Raw genomic sequence first — 19,463 nt, 5'->3', positions numbered from 1 at the left:
ATAGTTTATGATATAATTAGTATAAATTTTATAAATAGGAGGATTTACTATGACAAGTAGGTATACAAAACTTCTTGAAATTGTAAATGAAAATAAACGTATAGAAGTTAGTAAATTAGCTGAGCTTTTAAATGTGTCACAAGTTACTGTACGTAAAGATCTAGATGTTTTATGTGAAAGAGGATTATTAAAGCGTGAACATGGTTATGCTGTAACAACCTCTACCAGTGATGATATAAATAGCAGATTAGCTTTTAATTATAATATAAAACGTAAAATAGCAAATTTAGCATCTGAACTAGTTGTTGATGGAGAAACGGTTATGGTTGAATCAGGATCATCTTGTGCTTTGCTTGCAGAAGAGCTTGCATATAATAAAAAAGATATAACTATAATTACTAACTCTGTTTTTATTGCTTCTCACATTAGAGAAGGAAATGCTAAAGTGGTATTATTAGGAGGAGATTATCAACCTGAATCACAAGTAGTAGTCGGACCACTTACAAAAAAATGTGTAGAGGACTTTTTTGTAGACAAATTATTTGTTGGAACTGATGGTTACAATTCTAAAATAGGGTTTACAGGAAAAAATTTAATGAGAACAGAAACAGTAAAAGTAATGTCAGAAAATGCTAATAAGCTTATAATTTTAACAGAGTCATCAAAGTTTTCAGAACGTGGGGTAGTATCTCAATTTAAGACAGAAGAGGTTGACTATGTAATAACAGATGATAATATTCCAAAAGATGTTTTAGAAAATTTAAAAAATAAAAATATAGAAGTAAAAATGGTAAAAGTAGATTAATTTAATATTATTTTTGTAAAACACATATTCTAATATAAATTTAAAATTAGATTTGTGTTTTTTATTTTTCAAATTTATTTATAAAATTAAAAAATATTATTTCATATGAAAATATATAAAATTTCAAATGAAATAAAAATATTGACAAATGATTATTAAGTTGTATAATATAAGTATATTAATAAAAGTTTTAGAGACAAGAAAGCTCAAATGTAAGATCTTAATATTTCCTAATGTCAGGCTTTATTTTAGAAAACTAGAATATATACTAAAAGGAGAGAATCAAAATGGAATATATGTTTGATACAGCTAATATTGAAATAATAAAAAAATACAGCGATTTTTTTCCAATAACTGGGGTTACAAGTAATCCAACTATTTTAAAAAAAGAAGGAAAAATTGATTTCTTTAATCACTTTAGAAAAATTCGTGAAATAATAGGATTTGATAAAACTCTTCATATTCAAGTTATTGCACAAGATTGTGAAGGAATATTAAAAGAAGCAAAAGCTATTTTAGAAAATGTTGACGATAAAGTATGCATTAAAATACCAGTAAACTTAGAAGGATTAAAAGCAATGAGGATACTTAAATCTCAAGGAGTTTTTATAACAGCAACTGCAATTTACACTACTGCTCAAGGATTGTTAGCTATGGAAGCTGGAGCAGATTTTATTGCACCCTATTTTAACAGAATGGAAAATATGGGTATTGACCCTGGTAAAGTTATAAAAGAGCTTGCTGATATGATGGAAAAATATAATTATAAAACAAAAATACTTGCTGCAAGTTTTAAGAATATTGGTCAAGTAAATGAGTCTTTTGCTTGTGGAGCTCAAACTGCAACAATGGCACCTGAAATATTAATAGATGCATTAAAAATGCCTGCAATTCAAAAAGCTGTTGATGATTTTTCAACTGATTGGGAATCTGTATTTGGAAAAATTTCTATAGCAGATTTATAGATTATACAAATTAAAAGCATATTCTACTAAATTACAAATGTAGAATATGTTTTTTATTTATTAGAAAAATTTAAATTTAACTAATTTGCTATTAACTATATTATATTTATTAATGTAAATATTTTTAAAAGTGCAATTGTTGACATATATAGGAAAGTAACATATATTATACTTAAAGTTAATTATAATACGGAAATAAGAATTCTATATTTTGTAATATTTAGGAGGATTTTATGTTTCAAACCATAGAAAGAATACAGGAAGAAATAAATTCTATAAAAAAAATAACTTTAGATGAGATAAAAGGTAAAAAAGCACTAATTATTGTAGATATGGTTAAAGGATTTTATAATATTGGACCATTAGCTTCCTCTAGAGTATCTAAAGTAATAAATCCTATCAGCATATTAGCTAATAAATTTGAAAATGACGAAAAGATATTTTTCATAGATAGTCATACTAAAAATTCTGTTGAATTTAAAAGCTATCCTATACATTGTGTAAAAGAAAGTGTAGAAGAAGAATTAATAGATGAAATAAAAGTAATTTCGAAATTAACTAAATCAAAAATTATAAAGAAAAATTCTATAAATGGATTTCACTCAATAGAATTTAAAAATTGGCTTGAAAATAATATGGATATAGATACTTTTGTAATTACAGGAGTATGTACTGATATTTGTGTAGAAACATTTGCTCTAACTTTATCTACGTATTTTCATGAATTAAATGTGGAAAAAAATATAATAGTACCCATGAATATGGTCGAAACATATGATTTTGGAAATCATAATGGGGATTTAATGAATTTAATTACTTTTTTTAAGCTTAAATCAAATGGGATAAAGGTTGTAAAATCTATTTGATTATGTTAAATTATTAACTAACTAAAGTCGGAGGATATTTTAAATGAACAGATTAAATTTGTCTGAAACTCGAAATATGACTATGCTTATGGATTTTTATGAGCTTACAATGAGTAATGGTTATTTAAATAACAATTTAGGTAATAAAATAGTATATTTTGATGTTTTTTTTAGAAAAGTTCCTGAAAAAGGTGGATTTGCAATTATGGCAGGTCTTGATCAGGTTATAGAATACATAAAAGGATTAAGATTTAATGAAAAGGATATTTCTTATTTAAGAAGTTTAGATATATTTAAAGAGGAATTTTTACAGTATTTAATTAATTTTAAATTCTCAGGAGATATTTATTCTTTTGAAGAAGGAACTCCTATATTTCCAAACGAACCTATTTTAACTGTAAAAGCTCCTGTTATTGAAGCACAACTTATTGAAACTATGATACTATTAACATTAAATCATCAGTGTTTAATAGCTACAAAATCAAATAGAATAGTTAGAGCTGCTAATGGTAATGGTGTAATGGAATTTGGAGCTAGAAGAGCTCAAGGATATGATGGCGCTATATACGGTGCAAGAGCTGCATATATAGGAGGCGCAATAGGAACAGCAACTACTCTAGCTGGAGAAATATTTGATATACCTGTATTTGGAACAATGGCACATAGCTGGATACAATTATTTGATGATGAGTTTTTAGCATTTAAAACTTATGCTGAAAATTATCCTGATTCTTGTACTCTTTTAGTAGATACATATTCTGTTTTAGGTTCAGGAGTTCCAAATGCAATTAAAGTTGCAAAAGAAGTATTAGAGCCAATGGGATATAGATTAAAAGGAATACGTCTAGATAGTGGAGATATGGCTTATTTATCAAGAAAAGCACGAAAAATGTTAGATAAAGAAGGTTTAACTGACTGTAAAATAATTGCTTCTAATTCTTTAGATGAATATACTATAACCTCATTATTTAATCAAGGAGCCAAAATAGATCTTTTTGGGGTAGGAGAACGTCTTGTAACTTCTAAAGCTGAGCCAGTATTTGGCGGAGTATATAAATTAGTTGCTGTACAAAATGAATCAGGAATTGCTGAACCTAGAATAAAAATATCAGAAAATCCAGAAAAGGTAAGTAACCCTGGATATAAAAGAGTTTATAGATTTTTTGATAAATATTCAGATAAGGCTTTATGTGATGTAATTACTTTAGCTACAGAAAAAATAGATGAAAATAAGCCTTATACTATTTTTGATCCAATTCATGTATGGAAAAAGAAAAAATTGACTAATTTCTATATTAAAGAATTACAGGTTCCAATATTCATAAAAGGAGAACTTGTATATAAATCACCCTCCCTTAAAACTATAAGGGAGAAATGTTTAAAAGAAGTAGATACTTTGTGGGATGAAATAAAAAGATTTGAAAACCCTCATGCATATTATGTAGATTTATCACAAGAGCTTTGGACTTTAAAAGATAATTTAATAAAAAAATTAAGTATTAAAAATTAAACTACCTTATAAAAACCATTGCTTTAAGCAATGGTTTTATTTTTTAGTGCTAATTACAATTTTTAAATCATAAAATATTTGTATCATTATTGAAAAGAGGAAATAGACGATGGAGAGAAATAGAAATGAATTATTTCATATGGGTATAGACGTTGGATCTACAACTGTTAAAGTTGTAATTCTAAATAATAACAATGATATAGTTTATAATGTGTACCAAAGGCATTATTCAGACATTAAAAATACAATAGTAAGAGTTTTAAAAGAAATATATGAACAATTTGATAATCTTACTATATCTACAGTAATGACTGGTTCAGGTGGTATAAGTATTTCGAAAAAAACTAACATTCCTTTTATTCAAGAGGTAATTGCTGCAACTAAAGCTATAAAAACTTATAACAGTGATACAGACATTGCAATTGAGTTAGGTGGAGAAGACGCTAAAATAACTTATTATAAAAATGGTATTGAGCAAAGAATGAATGGAACCTGTGCAGGTGGAACTGGATCATTTATAGATCAAATGGCAATGCTACTGAAAACAGACTCCTTAGGCTTAAATGAACTAGCTAAAAATTATACAAATATATATCCTATTGCCGCAAGGTGTGGTGTATTTGCAAAAACAGATATACAGCCACTTTTAAATGAAGGTGCTTCAAAGGAAAATATAGCTGTATCAGTTTTTCAAGCAGTTGTAATACAAACAATCAGTGGACTAGCTTGTGGAAGACCTATAAAAGGAAAAGTAGCTTTTCTTGGAGGTCCATTACATTTTTTATCTGAACTTAGAAAAAGATTTATAGAAGTATTAGAGTTAAAAGAAGATGACATTATAGTTCCTAAAAACTCTGAATTATACGTTGCTTTAGGTGCAGCTTTATATAGCTTTCAATATGAGAATATTAGTTTAAAGCGCTTGATATTTAAAATAGAAAATCTTGATTCTTCTATAATAGAGGAAAGTAATAGATTAGCCCCTCTTTTTAATAATAAAGAAGATTACAAGAAATTTTTAATAAGACATGAAATGAATAAAGTTAAAAGGGAAGAATTAAAATCCTTTAAAGGAGATTGTTTTTTAGGAATAGATTCTGGCTCCACAACAACAAAAGTTGTACTAATAGATAAATATGGATCAGTTTTATATACATACTACGGAAGTAATGAGGGAAGTCCATTAAAATCTACTATAGACACTCTTAAAAATTTATACAATGCTTTGCCTAAAAGCGCAAATATAGTTGCATCTACTGTAACTGGTTACGGAGAGCTATTAATAAAATCTGCTTTAAAAATAGACTATGGTGAAATAGAAACTATAGCGCATTATAAAGCTGCTGAATTTTTTTGTCCAGAAGTAGATTTTATTTTAGATATAGGTGGACAAGATATGAAATGCCTTAAAATAAAAGATGGTGTTATTCAAAGTATTCTTTTAAATGAAGCTTGTTCTTCAGGATGTGGATCATTTTTAGATACGTTTGCAAATTCATTAGGTATGACCATACAAGATTTTGTTAATGAAGGTTTATTTTCTAAAAAGCCAGTAGATTTAGGATCTAGATGCACAGTTTTTATGAATTCTCGTGTTAAGCAATCTCAAAAAGAAGGAGCTACTATTTCTGATATATCAGCTGGATTATCTTATTCAGTTATAAAAAATGCTCTATTTAAAGTAATAAAAGTAAGAAGTTCAGAAGAACTTGGTAATAAAATAGTAGTTCAAGGGGGAACCTTTTATAATGATTTAGTTCTTAGAAGTTTTGAAATTTTATCTAACAGAGAAGTTATACGACCTGATATATCAGGTTTAATGGGAGCTTTTGGAGCAGCTTTAATTGCAAAAGAAAGATATAAGAAGAATAATATTTCAAGTATATTAACCTTAAAAAAGCTTGAAAATTTTAATATAGATACTACAATTACAAGATGTAAATCATGTTCTAATAATTGTTTATTAACTATAAATAATTTTGGAAATGGAGAAAAATTTATTTCAGGGAATAGATGTGAAAAAGGATTAGGTAAAGTAATTGGAGTAAGGAAACTTCCTAATCTATATAAATATAAATATGAACGATTATTTAAATATAAACCTTTAAATATAGAAAATGCTAAAAGGGGAGTTATTGGTATTCCAAGGGTACTAAATATTTATGAAGATTATCCATTTTGGTTTACTTTCTTTACCAATTTAGGATTTAGAGTAGTTCTTTCTGATAAGACTTCAAAAAATATATATGAAAAGGGAATTGAAACAATACCATCTGAATCTGTTTGTTATCCAGCTAAACTTGTTCATGGACATATAATTAATCTAATGGAAAAAGATATAAAAACTATATTTTATCCTTGTATTACACATGAAGAAAAAGAGCAAAATAATGCAAATAATCATTTTAATTGTCCTATTGTTACCTCATATCCTGAAGTTATAAAGAATAATATTGATATTTTAAGAATTAAAAAGATTAATTTTATAAATCCATTTTTACCTTATTGTAATAAGAAAAAGTTAAAGAAGGTTTTGTTTGAGGAATTAAAAATATTCAATATTTCTAAAGCTGAAATATCTAAAAGTATTGATAATGCAACAAAAGAACAAATTAACTTTAAAAATGATATTAGAAGTAAAGGCGAAGAAACATTAAAATATATACTTAAAAATAATATAAAGGGAATAGTTTTATCTGGAAGACCATATCACATAGATCCTGAAATAAATCATGGTATTCCTAATATTATAAATTCATTAGGAATGGCTGTTTTAACTGAAGATTCAATTTCTCATTTAGGAAAAGTAGATAGACCTCTAAGAGTAGTAGACCAATGGGCATATCATTCAAGGTTATATGCAGCTGCAAGTTTTATATCTACTAAAAATTATTTAGAGCTTGTACAATTAAACTCATTTGGATGTGGTTTAGATGCTATTACAACTGATCAAGTTCAAGAGATCTTAGAAAATAATTCTAAAATATATACATCGTTAAAAATAGATGAAGGAACTAATTTAGGTGCTATAAAAATTAGACTTAGATCTTTAAAAGCCACTATGATAGATAGAGAAAATAATAATTTTAAGTTAACTAGATCTAATAATGCTTATAATAGAATAGTCTTTTCTAAAGAAATGAAAAATAAGCATACAATACTTGTTCCATCAATGTCCCCTATACATTTTCGATTTTTAGAGGAAGCTTTTAAATTATCCGGATACAATTTAGTTTTAATACCTTCTAAAGGTAAAACCTCTGTAGACATAGGTTTAAAATATGTAAATAATGATGCCTGCTACCCAGCTATATTAGTAATTGGTCAAATAATAGAAGCTCTTAAATCTAACAATTACGATTTAAATAATACCTCCATTATGCTATCTCAAACTGGAGGAGGATGTCGTGCAACTAATTATATAGGTTTTTTAAGGAAAGCTCTTAAAGATGCTGGTTTTTCTAATATACCAGTAATTTCATTAAATGCTACAGGCATAGAAAAAAATCCAGGATTCAATTTATCCTTAAATTTATTAAATAGATCAATGATGGGATTAATTTATGGTGATGTTTTAATGAGGGTTTTATATAGAGTTAGACCATATGAGAAAAAAAGTGGTACTTGTAATGAATTATATAAAAAATGGACAACTATCTGCTTAAATTCATTAAAAAATGCAAAAAGAAGAGAATTTAAAAATAATATATACTCTATTATTAAAGAATTTGACTCAGTAGAAATAATAGACAAGGAAAAAATACGAGTTGGTTTAGTTGGTGAAATATTAGTAAAGTTTAATCCTATAGCTAATAATAGTGTTGTAAATTTACTTGAAGAAGAGGACGCTGAAGCGGTTATGCCGGATTTAGCTGATTTTCTTCTATATTGTACTTATAATTCAAAATTTAAGTATAAATACTTATTAGGAACTAAGCTTAATACTATTAGTTGTAATATTGCTAATAAAATAATTGAATTTTATAGAAGTTATTATAGAACAGCCTTAAAAAATAGTAATAGATTTGGAAAATTAAAGTATATAGAAGACATTGCAGCTGAAGCTAGTAAAATTGTATCTTTAGGAAATCAAACTGGTGAAGGTTGGTTTTTAACAGGTGAAATGATAGAACTTATTGAAGATGGAGTTAAAAATATAGTATGTATGCAACCATTTGCTTGCTTACCTAATCATGTTACCGGCAAAGGTGTGATTAAAGAACTGAAGAGAGTTTATCCAGAAGCAAATATTGTTGCTATAGATTATGATCCTGGTGCTAGTGAAGTTAATCAACTAAATAGAATTAAATTAATGTTATCAGCTGCTAAAAAAGAATTTTAATACTTGAAAAAAATTAAAAATTCATATATTATTATAAAGTAAAAAAGAATAAGACAGTTCGAAAGCCTCCTGTCTCAAAATAAAACTAGGTTAAATTACATTACATTATAAAAAATAGTAATAATATTTATCTAGGTATTACATTTCGTAATATCCTATTTTATATATATGTAGTAGATTTAATTACTGGGGGTATATTATATAATATACCCCTTTTATATTTAAAAATATTTAAGTAAAGGAAGGATTAATCTTGAAAAACACTTTAACAAAAAGATTAGTAAAAACAGCTATTATAGCGGCTCTATACGCAATTTTAACTATTATATTAGCTCCTATTAGTTATGGTCCAATTCAATTTAGATTATCTGAGGTTATGGTATTATTAGCATTCTTTGATCCATTTTATATAGGTGGACTAACGTTAGGTTGTCTATTATCTAATATTTTAGGTGGCTATGGCGTAATGGATATTGTATTTGGAACTATAGCTACGTTTATGAGTGTTTCATCTATATCTTTAACAGCAAAATTTTTAAAGCAAAATAAATTTTCTTTATTAATAGCATCCTTATGGCCGACACTATTTAATGGTGTAATAATAGGATGGATGCTAAATTTCGTTTTAGGAGTTCCTATATTTATAACAATGCTACAAGTTGCTATTGGTGAATTTGTTGTTGTAACTATACTTGGAGTTTCAATAGCTATAATTATAAAAAGAAAATATGGAAATAAGTTAAGCTTAATATAAAGTTAAATACCTAGTAAGTAGTTAAATAGACTATCTGCTAGGTATTTAACTTTATAATATGATATAATACCATTATTGTATTTTTTATAAAGGGAGAGGCATATGAATTTATTAACATTAGAAAACATAAATAAAACATATAGTGAAAAAGTTCTATTAAGAAATGTATCTTTAGGAATAAATTCTGGAGATAAGATAGGCCTAATTGGGGTTAATGGTGCTGGTAAGTCAACATTTTTAAAAATACTTACTAATCGTGAAGAATTTTTTGAAGGTACAATTATTAAAGGAAAAAATGTTAGAATAGAATATTTAGCACAAAATCCAGACTTCAACTTAGAAGCAACTGTATTAGAACAAATATTTAGAGGCGATACTCCAGAAATGAAATTAATTATGGAATATGAAAATTTACTTGAAGAGATAAACCAAGGTTTATTTGATGATGATAAAAATAGCAAATTAATAAGACTTCAAGAAAAAATAGATAATATGAATCTTTGGGATTTAGAAAGTGATGCAAAAGCTATTCTTACAAAACTTGGAATAAAAGATTTTAATGCTAAAATGGGAGAATTATCCGGTGGTCAGAAAAAAAGAGTTTTTTTAGCTTCAGCTTTAATTACACCTTGCGAACTTTTAGTTTTAGATGAACCAACAAATCATTTAGATGCTGAATCTATAGAATGGCTTGAAGAATATTTAAATTCTAGGAAAGGCGCTCTTTTAATGATTACCCATGATAGATACTTTCTTGATCGTGTTGCTAATAAAATATTAGAATTAGATAGAGGTAATATTTATTCTTATGAAGGAAATTATAGTGACTTTCTTGAACAGAAATCTGAAAGAATTCAAGTTGAAAATGCAAATGAAGAAAAGAGAAAAAAACTAATAATCAAAGAGCTTAAATGGGTAAGAAGAGGAGCTAAAGCTAGAACAACAAAACAGAAAGCTAGACTTCAAAGATTTGATGAATTAGTTAATAAAGAATTTATACAAACTAAACAAGATATAGAAATGCCTTTTGTTGGTAGAAGACTTGGTAAAAAAATAATAGAATTAAATTCTATTTCTAAATCATTTAACGATAAAAAACTAATAGATAGCTTTAATTACATATTTTTAAGAGATGATAGAATCGGTATTATTGGTAAAAATGGTATGGGCAAAACAACCCTTATAAATATAATAAGAGGTATGATTCCATTAGATTCTGGTGAAATAGAAATTGGAGATACTGTTAAAATAGGAGTGTTTTCACAAGATTCTACTGAAATGAATAATAATATGAGAGCTATTGATTATATAAAAGAGGGTGGGGAGAGAATCCCAACAGATGCTGGATATGATATTACAGCATCTCAACTTGCTGAAAGATTTTTGTTTGATGGTACAATGCAATATACTCCAATCGAGAAACTATCTGGAGGAGAAAGAAGAAGACTTCAATTATTAAGAGTTCTTATGGAAGCACCTAACGTTCTTATTTTAGATGAGCCAACAAATGACTTAGATATAGAGACATTAAAAATTTTAGAAGATTTTTTAGATGAATTTATTGGAGTAGTAGTAGTAGTATCTCATGATAGATATTTCTTAGATAGAATTTGCCATAAAATTTTCTCTTATGAAGGTAATGGACTAATTAAAGAATATACTGGAAATTATAGTTATTTTCTTATAAGTAAAGAATTGGAAAATCAAAAACTAAAAGAAGATGATTTAAATGTGAAAAATACTAACTTTGAGAAAAAGAAGCAATATGTAAAAAATAAAGATGAAAGACCAAAATTTACTTTTAAAGAGCAAAAGGAATTTAACGAAATTTATTCTATTATTAAAAATATAGAAAATAAGGTAGATGAAATAGATAAAAAAATGGAACAAAACTTTTCTAACTATGGATTATTAAATGAACTTACAGCTGAAAAAGAAGAGTTAGAAATTTTGTTATTAGAAAAATATGAACGATTAGAATATCTTGAGGATATAGCAAATAAAATAAAAAATTATAAAAATTAAGTTAATAAGACTAATTTAAATTAGTCTTATTAACTTAATGTAAACTTTTACTTAACAGCTTTAATAAATTAATAATTTATTATATAATATTTTCATAGATGTTATATTTTAAAGAAATGAGGGGCTAATATGAAAAAACTAGTTGGAATTTTATTATCTCTATTTACGTTTGGGGCTATATTTGTAGGATGCAGCTCAAGTTCTAGTGGAAATGAATTAAAAGATAATTTAACATTAAAAAATGTAGTGGAAAAGATAGAGGAAGTTGCACCTATGCAAATGCCAATGGAAGCCGATGAAGAAATGGCAAAAAATATATATCACTTAAATTTAGATGATGTTGAAGAATACTATATAAAAAGTGCTATGGTAATGAATTCTGCTGATAATACCGTAATAGTAAAAGCTAAAGATAGTAAAGTAGATAATGTGAAGAAATCTTTAGAAACACGATTAACAGATGTTCAAAAGTCATTTGAACAGTATTTGCCTGATCAAAAAGAAAAAGCCAATAAAGGTAAAATTTTAACTAAAGGTAATTATGTTATTTTATTAATAAATGATGATATTAAATCTGCTGAAAATGCAGTAAATAGTTGCTTTAAGTAAAATATTATTAAAAGCTAGATTATTAAGTTAATTCTTAATGACTAGCTTTTAATTCTTTATTTAGGAGATATTATGGTTTTTAGTAGTATTGTATTTATTTTTAGATTTTTACCATTAGCAGTTTTCATTTATTTTTTAACACCTAAAAAATATAAAAATTTAGCTATTTTTTTATTAAGTTTAATATTTTACTCCTTTGGGGAACCTAAATATTTCCCTATAATAATTCTTTCAATATTAATAGATTTTATAGTTTCAAATATAATAGAAAACAATAGAGATAATAAAACATTATGTAATACTATGTTAACTATATCTATAATCTTTAATTTAGGATTACTAATATTTTTTAAATATATAAATTTTTTCATAGATAATATAAACTTTATTTTTAATATTTATATTAAGAATATTACTTTAACATTACCATTAGGTATAAGTTTTTATACTTTTCAAACATTATCTTACACTATTGATGTTTATAATAAAAAAATACATGCTGAAAAAAATATAGTTGACTTTGGAGCATTTGTAGCATTATTTCCTCAACTAATAGCAGGTCCAATCGTTAAGTATATCGATATAAATAATCAAATAAAAAATAGAAAAACTTCTTTAGAAGAAATTGAAAGTGGAATTCAGTATTTTATTATAGGATTAGGCAAAAAGGTTCTTATAGCTAATAATATTGGGTTATTGTGGGATGAACTTAATTCATTAGGTTTTTCTAATATATCTACACCATTAGCCTGGTTAGGTGTACTGTCTTTCTCACTTCAGATATATTTTGATTTTAGTGGTTATTCCCAAATGGCAATTGGTATTGGTAAAATATTTGGTTTTTCACTGCCTAATAATTTTAATTATCCATATATATCTAGAAGTATGACGGAGTTTTGGAGACGATGGCATATTTCACTAGGCTCCTGGTTTAAAGAATATGTATATATACCACTTGGAGGAAGCAGAAAATCTAAAAAAAGAACTTATTTTAACTTGTTAATTGTATGGATATTAACTGGATTTTGGCATGGAGCTGAATATAATTTTATACTATGGGGTATATTCTTTTTTATATTAATATCCATAGAAAAAGCTGGATTTATTAATGTTTTAAATAATAATAAAATATTATCACATATATATGTAATAATATTTTTATTAATAGGATTTTCTATATTTTCTATATCAAATACGGCTAAGTTAATAGAATTTTTAAAAAGACTATTTATATTTAAAGGAGGACTTGATTATTTATATTACTTAAAGAACTATGGCATTATATTAATAATAGGTTGTATCTTTTCTATGCCTATATATAAAAAAATAAATTTAAAATACAAGAATATTAAAACTTTAAAAGTAATATTTATGTTAATTATATTTATATTGTCTATAGCTTATTTAGTAGATTCATCTTATAACCCATTTTTATATTTTAGATTTTAGGAGGAATTTTAAAGTGCCTATAAAGAAAATAATGAAATATCCTCTTTTTACTTTTTTTACTATAATAATTGTTATTTTTACATTTTTAGATATTGTTAAGCCCATTAATTTCTTTTCAGAACTAGAAAATAGATCCCTGAGTCAAAAACCTAAATTTACATTATATAACCTTTTTTATAGCGATTATATTAACAACTACAATAATTATATTAATGATCAATTTATATTTAGAGATTTGTGGATTGATTTAAAATCTATAACTGAATATTTATTAGGTAAAAGAGAAAATAATGGTATAATATATACTAAGGATGGTTTTATGTTTCAAAAACAGCAAAATCTAAATTTAGATAGATTAAATAAGAATATACTAGCTATAGAAGATTTTGTTAGGGAAATACAATCTAACAGTACGCTAATGTTAATCCCAAATTCATATACTATATATGAAGAAAAATTGCCAATTGGATTGGAGTTAATAGATGAGAAGAAAATAATAAGTTCAATATACAGCTACTTTAATAAGCTAAGTCTAAATACTTTAGATGTTGTAACTCCTCTTATTAACAATAAGAAAGATTACATATATTATAAAACTGATCATCACTGGACTAGTTATGGGGCGTATATAGCTTATTATACATATGTTAAATCGTTAAATTTAACCCCTGTAGATATAAATAGTCTAGTTAATTATTCTATTCCAGGTTTTTATGGAAGTTATTTTTCAAAAGCTAAGTTATTTAATTCCCAAAGTGATACTATAACATATTTTGAAGATAATAATTTAGAAATATCTATTGATGGTATTGCTTATAAAAGTTTATATGATTTAAATAAATTTAAAGAGCGAGATAAATACTCTGCCTTCTTAAGAGGAAATAATGGATTAACAATTATAAGGAATAAAGATGTAAATGATAATATAAAAGGAAAACGAGTCTTAGTATTTAAAGACTCGTACGCCAACTGTTTTGTAAATTTCTTAACTTACAATTTTGAAGAAGTATATGTTATAGATTTAAGAAGCTTTAACCAAAAAATAAAAGAATTTATAAAAGACAAGTCTTTTAATGAAGTTTTAATTATGTATAATATAGTTAATTTATCTGAAGATGTAAATATAGTAAAATTTAAATATTAATATGTTACTACTAATGGAGGTTATTATGGAATTAAATATTTTTATAAAAGGTAAAAAGGAACCTTTAATATATATAGGTGATAGAATAGATTTATTAGATTTTATCTTAAATGGAGTTAAATATAAACAGATACGAGTTTTTAAAAATGGATTTTCTAAATCAGAATTAATAAAAAGTTCTTTAATAAATAAAACTCAAGAAAAAAATTAAGTGCCTAAAAAGGCACTTTTTTGTTCTACAAGAAATAAATAACCATATATTTATAATATTAAGATACTTCCAGCTATACAACATTTTATAAAAAGTATCTTGTTAAAGACACGTTCAGCTTTTATACACAATCTCCTTTATTATAAATAGAGTAGTGTCTTGTAAATTAACTGAAGGGATGATAGTATGGCTAATAAATTTATAAATAAGTTTAGAGAAGAATTATATAAAGTATCAAGTATAGATGATTTGCAAAGTGATAATAATCAATCTGCTGTTCTTGAGTTTCTTCAAGAAGTTCCTAATCTTAGGAATGAAGGTGATGATAAAATAATAGAACTATTTAGAAGAGTATTATATTCTAATAAAATCCTTGCAATAAAATCTCTATTTTATGTAAGAGATAAGAAGTGTGGAGAAGGAGAGAGAAGGATATTTAACATTTTAATTAAATATCTTGCATTATCTAATCCTGATTTATTAAAAAAGAATCTTCACTTAATCCCTAAATATGGAAGATGGGATGATTTTTATTCTTTATTTGATACACCATTAGAATCTAATGTTATTTGTATCTTCAAAAGACAGATAACATTAGATTTAAACTGTAAAAGTCCTACAACACTTGGCAAGTGGTTAAAATCAGAAAATACCTCATCTAAAGCATCTAAGTTGTTAGGTAAAAAAACTAGAGAACTTTTAGGTTATACCCCAAAAGAATATAGAAAAATATTAAGCACTTTAAGAAAAAAAATAGGAATAATAGAACATAATTTAAGTTCAAAGAATTATTCTAATATTAATTATTCAAAGCTATCATTAAGTACAATTATTAGATATAGAAAAGCACTTATAAAAAATGATAAAATTGAATTTCAAAAGCATTTAAAATCTTTAAAACAAAGAGAGAAAAAAAGATCTATTAAGCTAGATAAAAACATTTTAACAGAAACGCCTTTTAATGTAGTAGATAATATTTTAAATGATAATAATAGAGAGAATATTGATGTTTATTCAAATCTTTGGAACGTAGTTTGTAATAATTATATATCTGATATCAAAGATACTCTTATAACTTTAGCTATAAGTGGATCAGGATGTAACAAACACTCAATATCATATAAATTAGCTATAAGCAATATACTTCTATATAAAAAATTTAACAATAATAGATTTAAAAATCACTATATATATTTTGATAAAAATCCTAAATTTATGAAAATAGAGCCATTATCATTATATGAACAAATTGAATCTATTAAAGCTAACAATTTATTTAGTGAAATTAATATATCCACCGCGCTAGATATGATATTATTTACATCTTTGAAAGAAGGGTTAACATATAAAGAAATTCCCCAAAATATCTTAATAATTTCAAATAATAGCCTAGATGAAGACTATTTTACTGAGGAGCTATTAAAAGAAATAAAAGAAAAATGGAAATTAGCAGGATTTTTACTTCCTAATATTAAGCTTTGGATAATTGATGAAGATGATAATAATAAAAGTATTTTTAATAAAAATAATTGCATTATCATTAAGGGTTATAGTAAAGAACTCTTTAAACTTTCAATAAAAGGAGAATGCATATCAGAAAAATTATTAATGATAAGGAAGTTAGAAGACAATCGTTATGAAGATATAATATTATAAATTTAATAGACGCTTTAAAAGCGTCTATTAAATCACTTTACATAATAAAACATATGGAAAATACCAGTTGTAAAAAAATGGGAAATAATTATAAATTAAAAATTCCTTTGTTTATAATTTTCAATTTATAATTAATTAACATATGTTAATTAAAATGTGAATATAAATATACCGAGTTATTGTATAGCATTTTTTTCATATACATTATTTGATACATTATACTTAAAAAGTCTTTTATAAAGAAGGTTATATTTTAAACAAAAGAAAAATGTAGATTTATACGGATATTATATTTTTGAAATTTATTTTTCTGTATAATTAAGCTTTATATTTTATAATATCTTAATTATCATAGTAAAAATATTATAGTTAATTTTAAATTTTTATAAAATAAACTTCGCTAAATATACATTTAGTGAAGTTCGTTATATTGAAAAACGAATATAGCTATGATATAATAAAATAAAGGGTTTAAAGCCTATTGGAGGTGTTTAAAAATGAATGATTCGCGAAATAAAACTTTAAAATATAAAAACTATAAATATAATGACGAAATAAAGAATCTATTAAATATAAACCTTACTGATTCTGATTTAAGAAAACTAGATAGAATATTTAAAAATTATTATGAATTAAATTCAGAACGAGGATATAAATATTTAATTAAAGACTTGTATATACTAGTTCAAAAGCAAAAGCTAACTACTAAGCAACTATCTTGTGTTTATGATACTGGAATTAGAAATATTCAAATTTGGTTAAAAGAATTAGGACTTAACAGAAGTATAAAAAAATCAAAAAAAATTAAACCTAAAGTTATAAACACGAACCCTCTTTCTGTTAAAAATTCGAATTCTAATACTTCTGATATCGCATCAAAGTTCGGAATTAAAGTATCTGAAACTCAAAAATTACCAGAATCCTTGGTTGATTTTTTAAATTACTTGGAAACAATAAAAGGAAAATCTTTAAATACTATAAATGGATATAAAATTGATTTAATTTTATTTTTTAGATTTTTAAAAGTTTATAAAGGTTTAATTACAAACCCTAGCTTAGAATTTGAAGAAATAGAAATATCAGATATAGATAATTCTTTTATAAGAAAAATTAAGCTTACAGATATATATGCATTTTTATCTTTTGTTGAGAAACAAAGGGCTAATGGTACTTATGCCAGAGCTAGAAAAGTTGCTACTTTAAAATCTTATTTTAAATTTTTAAATATAAAAGCTAAAATTATAGATGAAAATCCTACCTTAGAACTAGAATCCCCTAAAATTAATAAACGTCATCCAGTTTATTTAACTTTAGATCAGAGTATAGATTTATTAAATTCTTTAAGTGTAAATGATAAAAATTTTCATCGTGATTATTGTATACTTACTTTGTTTTTAAATTGTGGAATGAGACTTTCGGAGTTATGCTCTATTGAAATAAATAAAATTAAAGGTGATACTTTAACTATAGTGGGAAAAGGTAATAAAGAACGTACTGTGTATCTTAATGAAGCTTGCTTAAAAGCTATTAATAACTACATGAAGGTAAGAGATGATTCTAAAGTTTTAAATGAAGATAAAAAATATCTTCTACTCTCCTCTCGAAATAAACCAATTAATAAGCGGACGGTAGAAATGTTAGTAAAAAAACATATAGAAAATGCAGGTTTTAGAGATGCTAAATATACTCCTCATAAATTACGACATACAGCTGCTACTTTAATGTATAAGCATGGAAATGTTGATATTAGGAGTCTTCAGAATATATTAGGTCATGAAAATATTTCTACTACTCAAATTTATACACACGTCGATGATGATATATTAAGAGATGCTGTTAAATCTAACCCTTTATCAAAATTATAAAATGAATACGTATTAATTATTATGTAAAGTAAATAAATAAAATGGATAGATCTATATCCATTTTATTTATTTAGATTTTAACTTTCGAACACCTGGAAAAATTTCCTCTGTAAGTTCATCTAAATTAACTTCATCAAAAAAATCTCCATCTTCTAAATACTCAATATGATCGAAAGCATCTACATACCCACTTTCTTCATTATTTTCGGCTAGAAATTCTTCTGCTGTCATAATCCCTTCTTCATTGTTAGAAGTTTTCTTTAATTCTTCTAATGCCTTTTTCAACTCATTCTCTAAATATTCATTTTCTTCTACTGTTTTAGCTATATCCTCTATTTTTATGGCTTTTATATCCATTCCTTGTTCTTCTAGACATTTCCCACAATTATCACATATTTTCTTTCTATTTAAATCACAATAATCATCTTCAGTGTATTTATCATTTATCATATCTGCACCACCTAATAATTTATATTATATATAAAACAATCAAATTTTATTATAACAAATGTTATAGTAAAATTCAAACACATTTTAGTTAACATATCATTTAAGAACATAAGTTTGAGATATATTAAATATTATGTTATAATATTTAATAATAGCGAGGTGATATTATGAGTGATTCAACAAAAGTTAAAGATAAGCAACTTGAGATTTATGAGTTTTTAAAATTATATATAGAAAATAAAGGGTATCCCCCATCTGTAAGAGAAATTTGCTCAGCAGTTTCATTAAAGTCAACATCTACAGTCCATAGTTATTTGAAAAAATTAGAAAATAACGGACTTATACGAAGAGATCCAACTAAACCAAGAGCCTTAGAAATCTTAGGAGATACTTTAAATAAAAGAGAAATGTTAAACATTCCTATAATAGGTAGAGTAACTGCTGGTGTTCCTATTTTAGCAACTGAAAATATAGAAGATACTTTTCCTATACCAATAGATTACATTAAACATAATGATGAACTATTTATTTTAAGAGTTACTGGTGAAAGTATGATTAACGCAGGAATAAATGATAAAGACTTAGCAATTATAGAAAAAGCTTCAACTGCAAAAGATGGTGACATAGTAGTTGCATTAATAGATAATGAAGCAACTATAAAAAGATTTTTCAAAGAAAAAGATCATATTAGATTACAACCTGAAAATGATAATATGGAACCTATAATAGTAGATAATTGTAGTATTCTCGGTAAGTTAATAGGATTATTTAGAGCATATTAATACATTAAGAGTCATATATTTATATATGAC

Annotated in this window: 15 protein-coding genes; 14 read left to right on the top strand and 1 reads right to left on the bottom strand. The window is 25.2% G+C overall.

The genetic code is table 11. The annotated features are described in order from the left end of the window. The first annotated feature begins 49 nt into the window (after positions 1 to 49). From CP523_RS00245 to CP523_RS00185, 13 genes are all read left to right on the top strand, one after another. Positions 50 to 805 carry a DeoR/GlpR family DNA-binding transcription regulator gene (locus CP523_RS00245; protein ID WP_066677372.1) on the top strand — a complete coding sequence of 252 codons (756 nt, stop codon included), beginning with the start codon at positions 50 to 52 and terminating at the stop codon, positions 803 to 805. 287 nt (positions 806 to 1,092) lie between these two features. After that, the gene (locus CP523_RS00240) at positions 1,093 to 1,770 is read left to right on the top strand and encodes a fructose-6-phosphate aldolase (RefSeq protein WP_066677374.1); all 678 of its coding nucleotides are present in this window, start codon (positions 1,093 to 1,095) and stop codon (positions 1,768 to 1,770) included. A gap of 233 nt (positions 1,771 to 2,003) precedes the next feature. Then, positions 2,004 to 2,636 carry a cysteine hydrolase family protein gene (locus CP523_RS00235; RefSeq protein WP_066677377.1) on the top strand — a complete coding sequence of 211 codons (633 nt, stop codon included), beginning with the start codon at positions 2,004 to 2,006 and terminating at the stop codon, positions 2,634 to 2,636. A 43-nt stretch (positions 2,637 to 2,679) separates the two neighbouring features. After that, the gene (locus tag CP523_RS00230; protein ID WP_066677379.1) at positions 2,680 to 4,146 is read left to right on the top strand and encodes a nicotinate phosphoribosyltransferase; all 1,467 of its coding nucleotides are present in this window, start codon (positions 2,680 to 2,682) and stop codon (positions 4,144 to 4,146) included. Positions 4,147 to 4,255: 109 nt separating this feature from the next. Continuing rightward, complete coding sequence (locus tag CP523_RS00225; protein WP_083089542.1) at positions 4,256 to 8,488, top strand: 2-hydroxyacyl-CoA dehydratase; 4,233 nt, start codon at positions 4,256 to 4,258, stop codon at positions 8,486 to 8,488. 250 nt (positions 8,489 to 8,738) lie between these two features. Continuing rightward, positions 8,739 to 9,242, top strand: coding sequence for a QueT transporter family protein (locus CP523_RS00220; RefSeq protein WP_391489237.1), 504 nt, complete (start codon positions 8,739 to 8,741; stop codon positions 9,240 to 9,242). A 102-nt stretch (positions 9,243 to 9,344) separates the two neighbouring features. After that, positions 9,345 to 11,267 (top strand): ABC-F family ATP-binding cassette domain-containing protein, encoded by a 1,923-nt coding sequence (locus CP523_RS00215; protein ID WP_066677383.1) that lies wholly within the window; start codon positions 9,345 to 9,347, stop codon positions 11,265 to 11,267. Between the two features lie 129 nt (positions 11,268 to 11,396). Beyond that, positions 11,397 to 11,876: a DUF4358 domain-containing protein gene (locus tag CP523_RS00210; RefSeq protein ID WP_066677385.1), complete on the top strand. Its 480-nt coding sequence runs from the start codon at positions 11,397 to 11,399 to the stop codon at positions 11,874 to 11,876. 72 nt (positions 11,877 to 11,948) lie between these two features. Beyond that, positions 11,949 to 13,325: an MBOAT family O-acyltransferase gene (locus CP523_RS00205; RefSeq protein WP_120140392.1), complete on the top strand. Its 1,377-nt coding sequence runs from the start codon at positions 11,949 to 11,951 to the stop codon at positions 13,323 to 13,325. Positions 13,326 to 13,338: 13 nt separating this feature from the next. Further along, complete coding sequence (locus tag CP523_RS00200; protein WP_227909505.1) at positions 13,339 to 14,469, top strand: DHHW family protein; 1,131 nt, start codon at positions 13,339 to 13,341, stop codon at positions 14,467 to 14,469. Positions 14,470 to 14,494: 25 nt separating this feature from the next. Then, positions 14,495 to 14,680: a hypothetical protein gene (locus CP523_RS00195; RefSeq protein WP_066677389.1), complete on the top strand. Its 186-nt coding sequence runs from the start codon at positions 14,495 to 14,497 to the stop codon at positions 14,678 to 14,680. Between the two features lie 186 nt (positions 14,681 to 14,866). Next, a complete protein-coding gene (locus tag CP523_RS00190; RefSeq protein WP_066677390.1) occupies positions 14,867 to 16,336 on the top strand; it encodes a DUF2828 family protein in 1,470 nt (489 codons plus the stop codon). Between the two features lie 887 nt (positions 16,337 to 17,223). Beyond that, positions 17,224 to 18,201 (top strand): tyrosine recombinase XerC, encoded by a 978-nt coding sequence (locus CP523_RS00185; RefSeq protein WP_391489236.1) that lies wholly within the window; start codon positions 17,224 to 17,226, stop codon positions 18,199 to 18,201. Positions 18,202 to 18,267: 66 nt separating this feature from the next. Here the strand turns inward: CP523_RS00185 and CP523_RS00180 are convergent, their stop codons facing one another. After that, a complete protein-coding gene (locus CP523_RS00180) occupies positions 18,268 to 18,651 on the bottom strand; it encodes a hypothetical protein (RefSeq protein WP_066677392.1) in 384 nt (127 codons plus the stop codon). 167 nt (positions 18,652 to 18,818) lie between these two features. Here CP523_RS00180 and lexA point away from each other — a divergent pair, with 167 nt between their 5' ends. Next, complete coding sequence (gene lexA / locus CP523_RS00175; protein WP_066677393.1) at positions 18,819 to 19,433, top strand: transcriptional repressor LexA; 615 nt, start codon at positions 18,819 to 18,821, stop codon at positions 19,431 to 19,433. The last annotated feature ends 30 nt before the right edge of the window (positions 19,434 to 19,463 follow it).

Source organism: Clostridium septicum (assembly GCF_003606265.1).
GTDB classification, from domain to species: Bacteria; Bacillota; Clostridia; order Clostridiales; family Clostridiaceae; genus Clostridium; species Clostridium septicum.
This window is presented reverse-complemented; position numbering and strand designations above follow the sequence as displayed.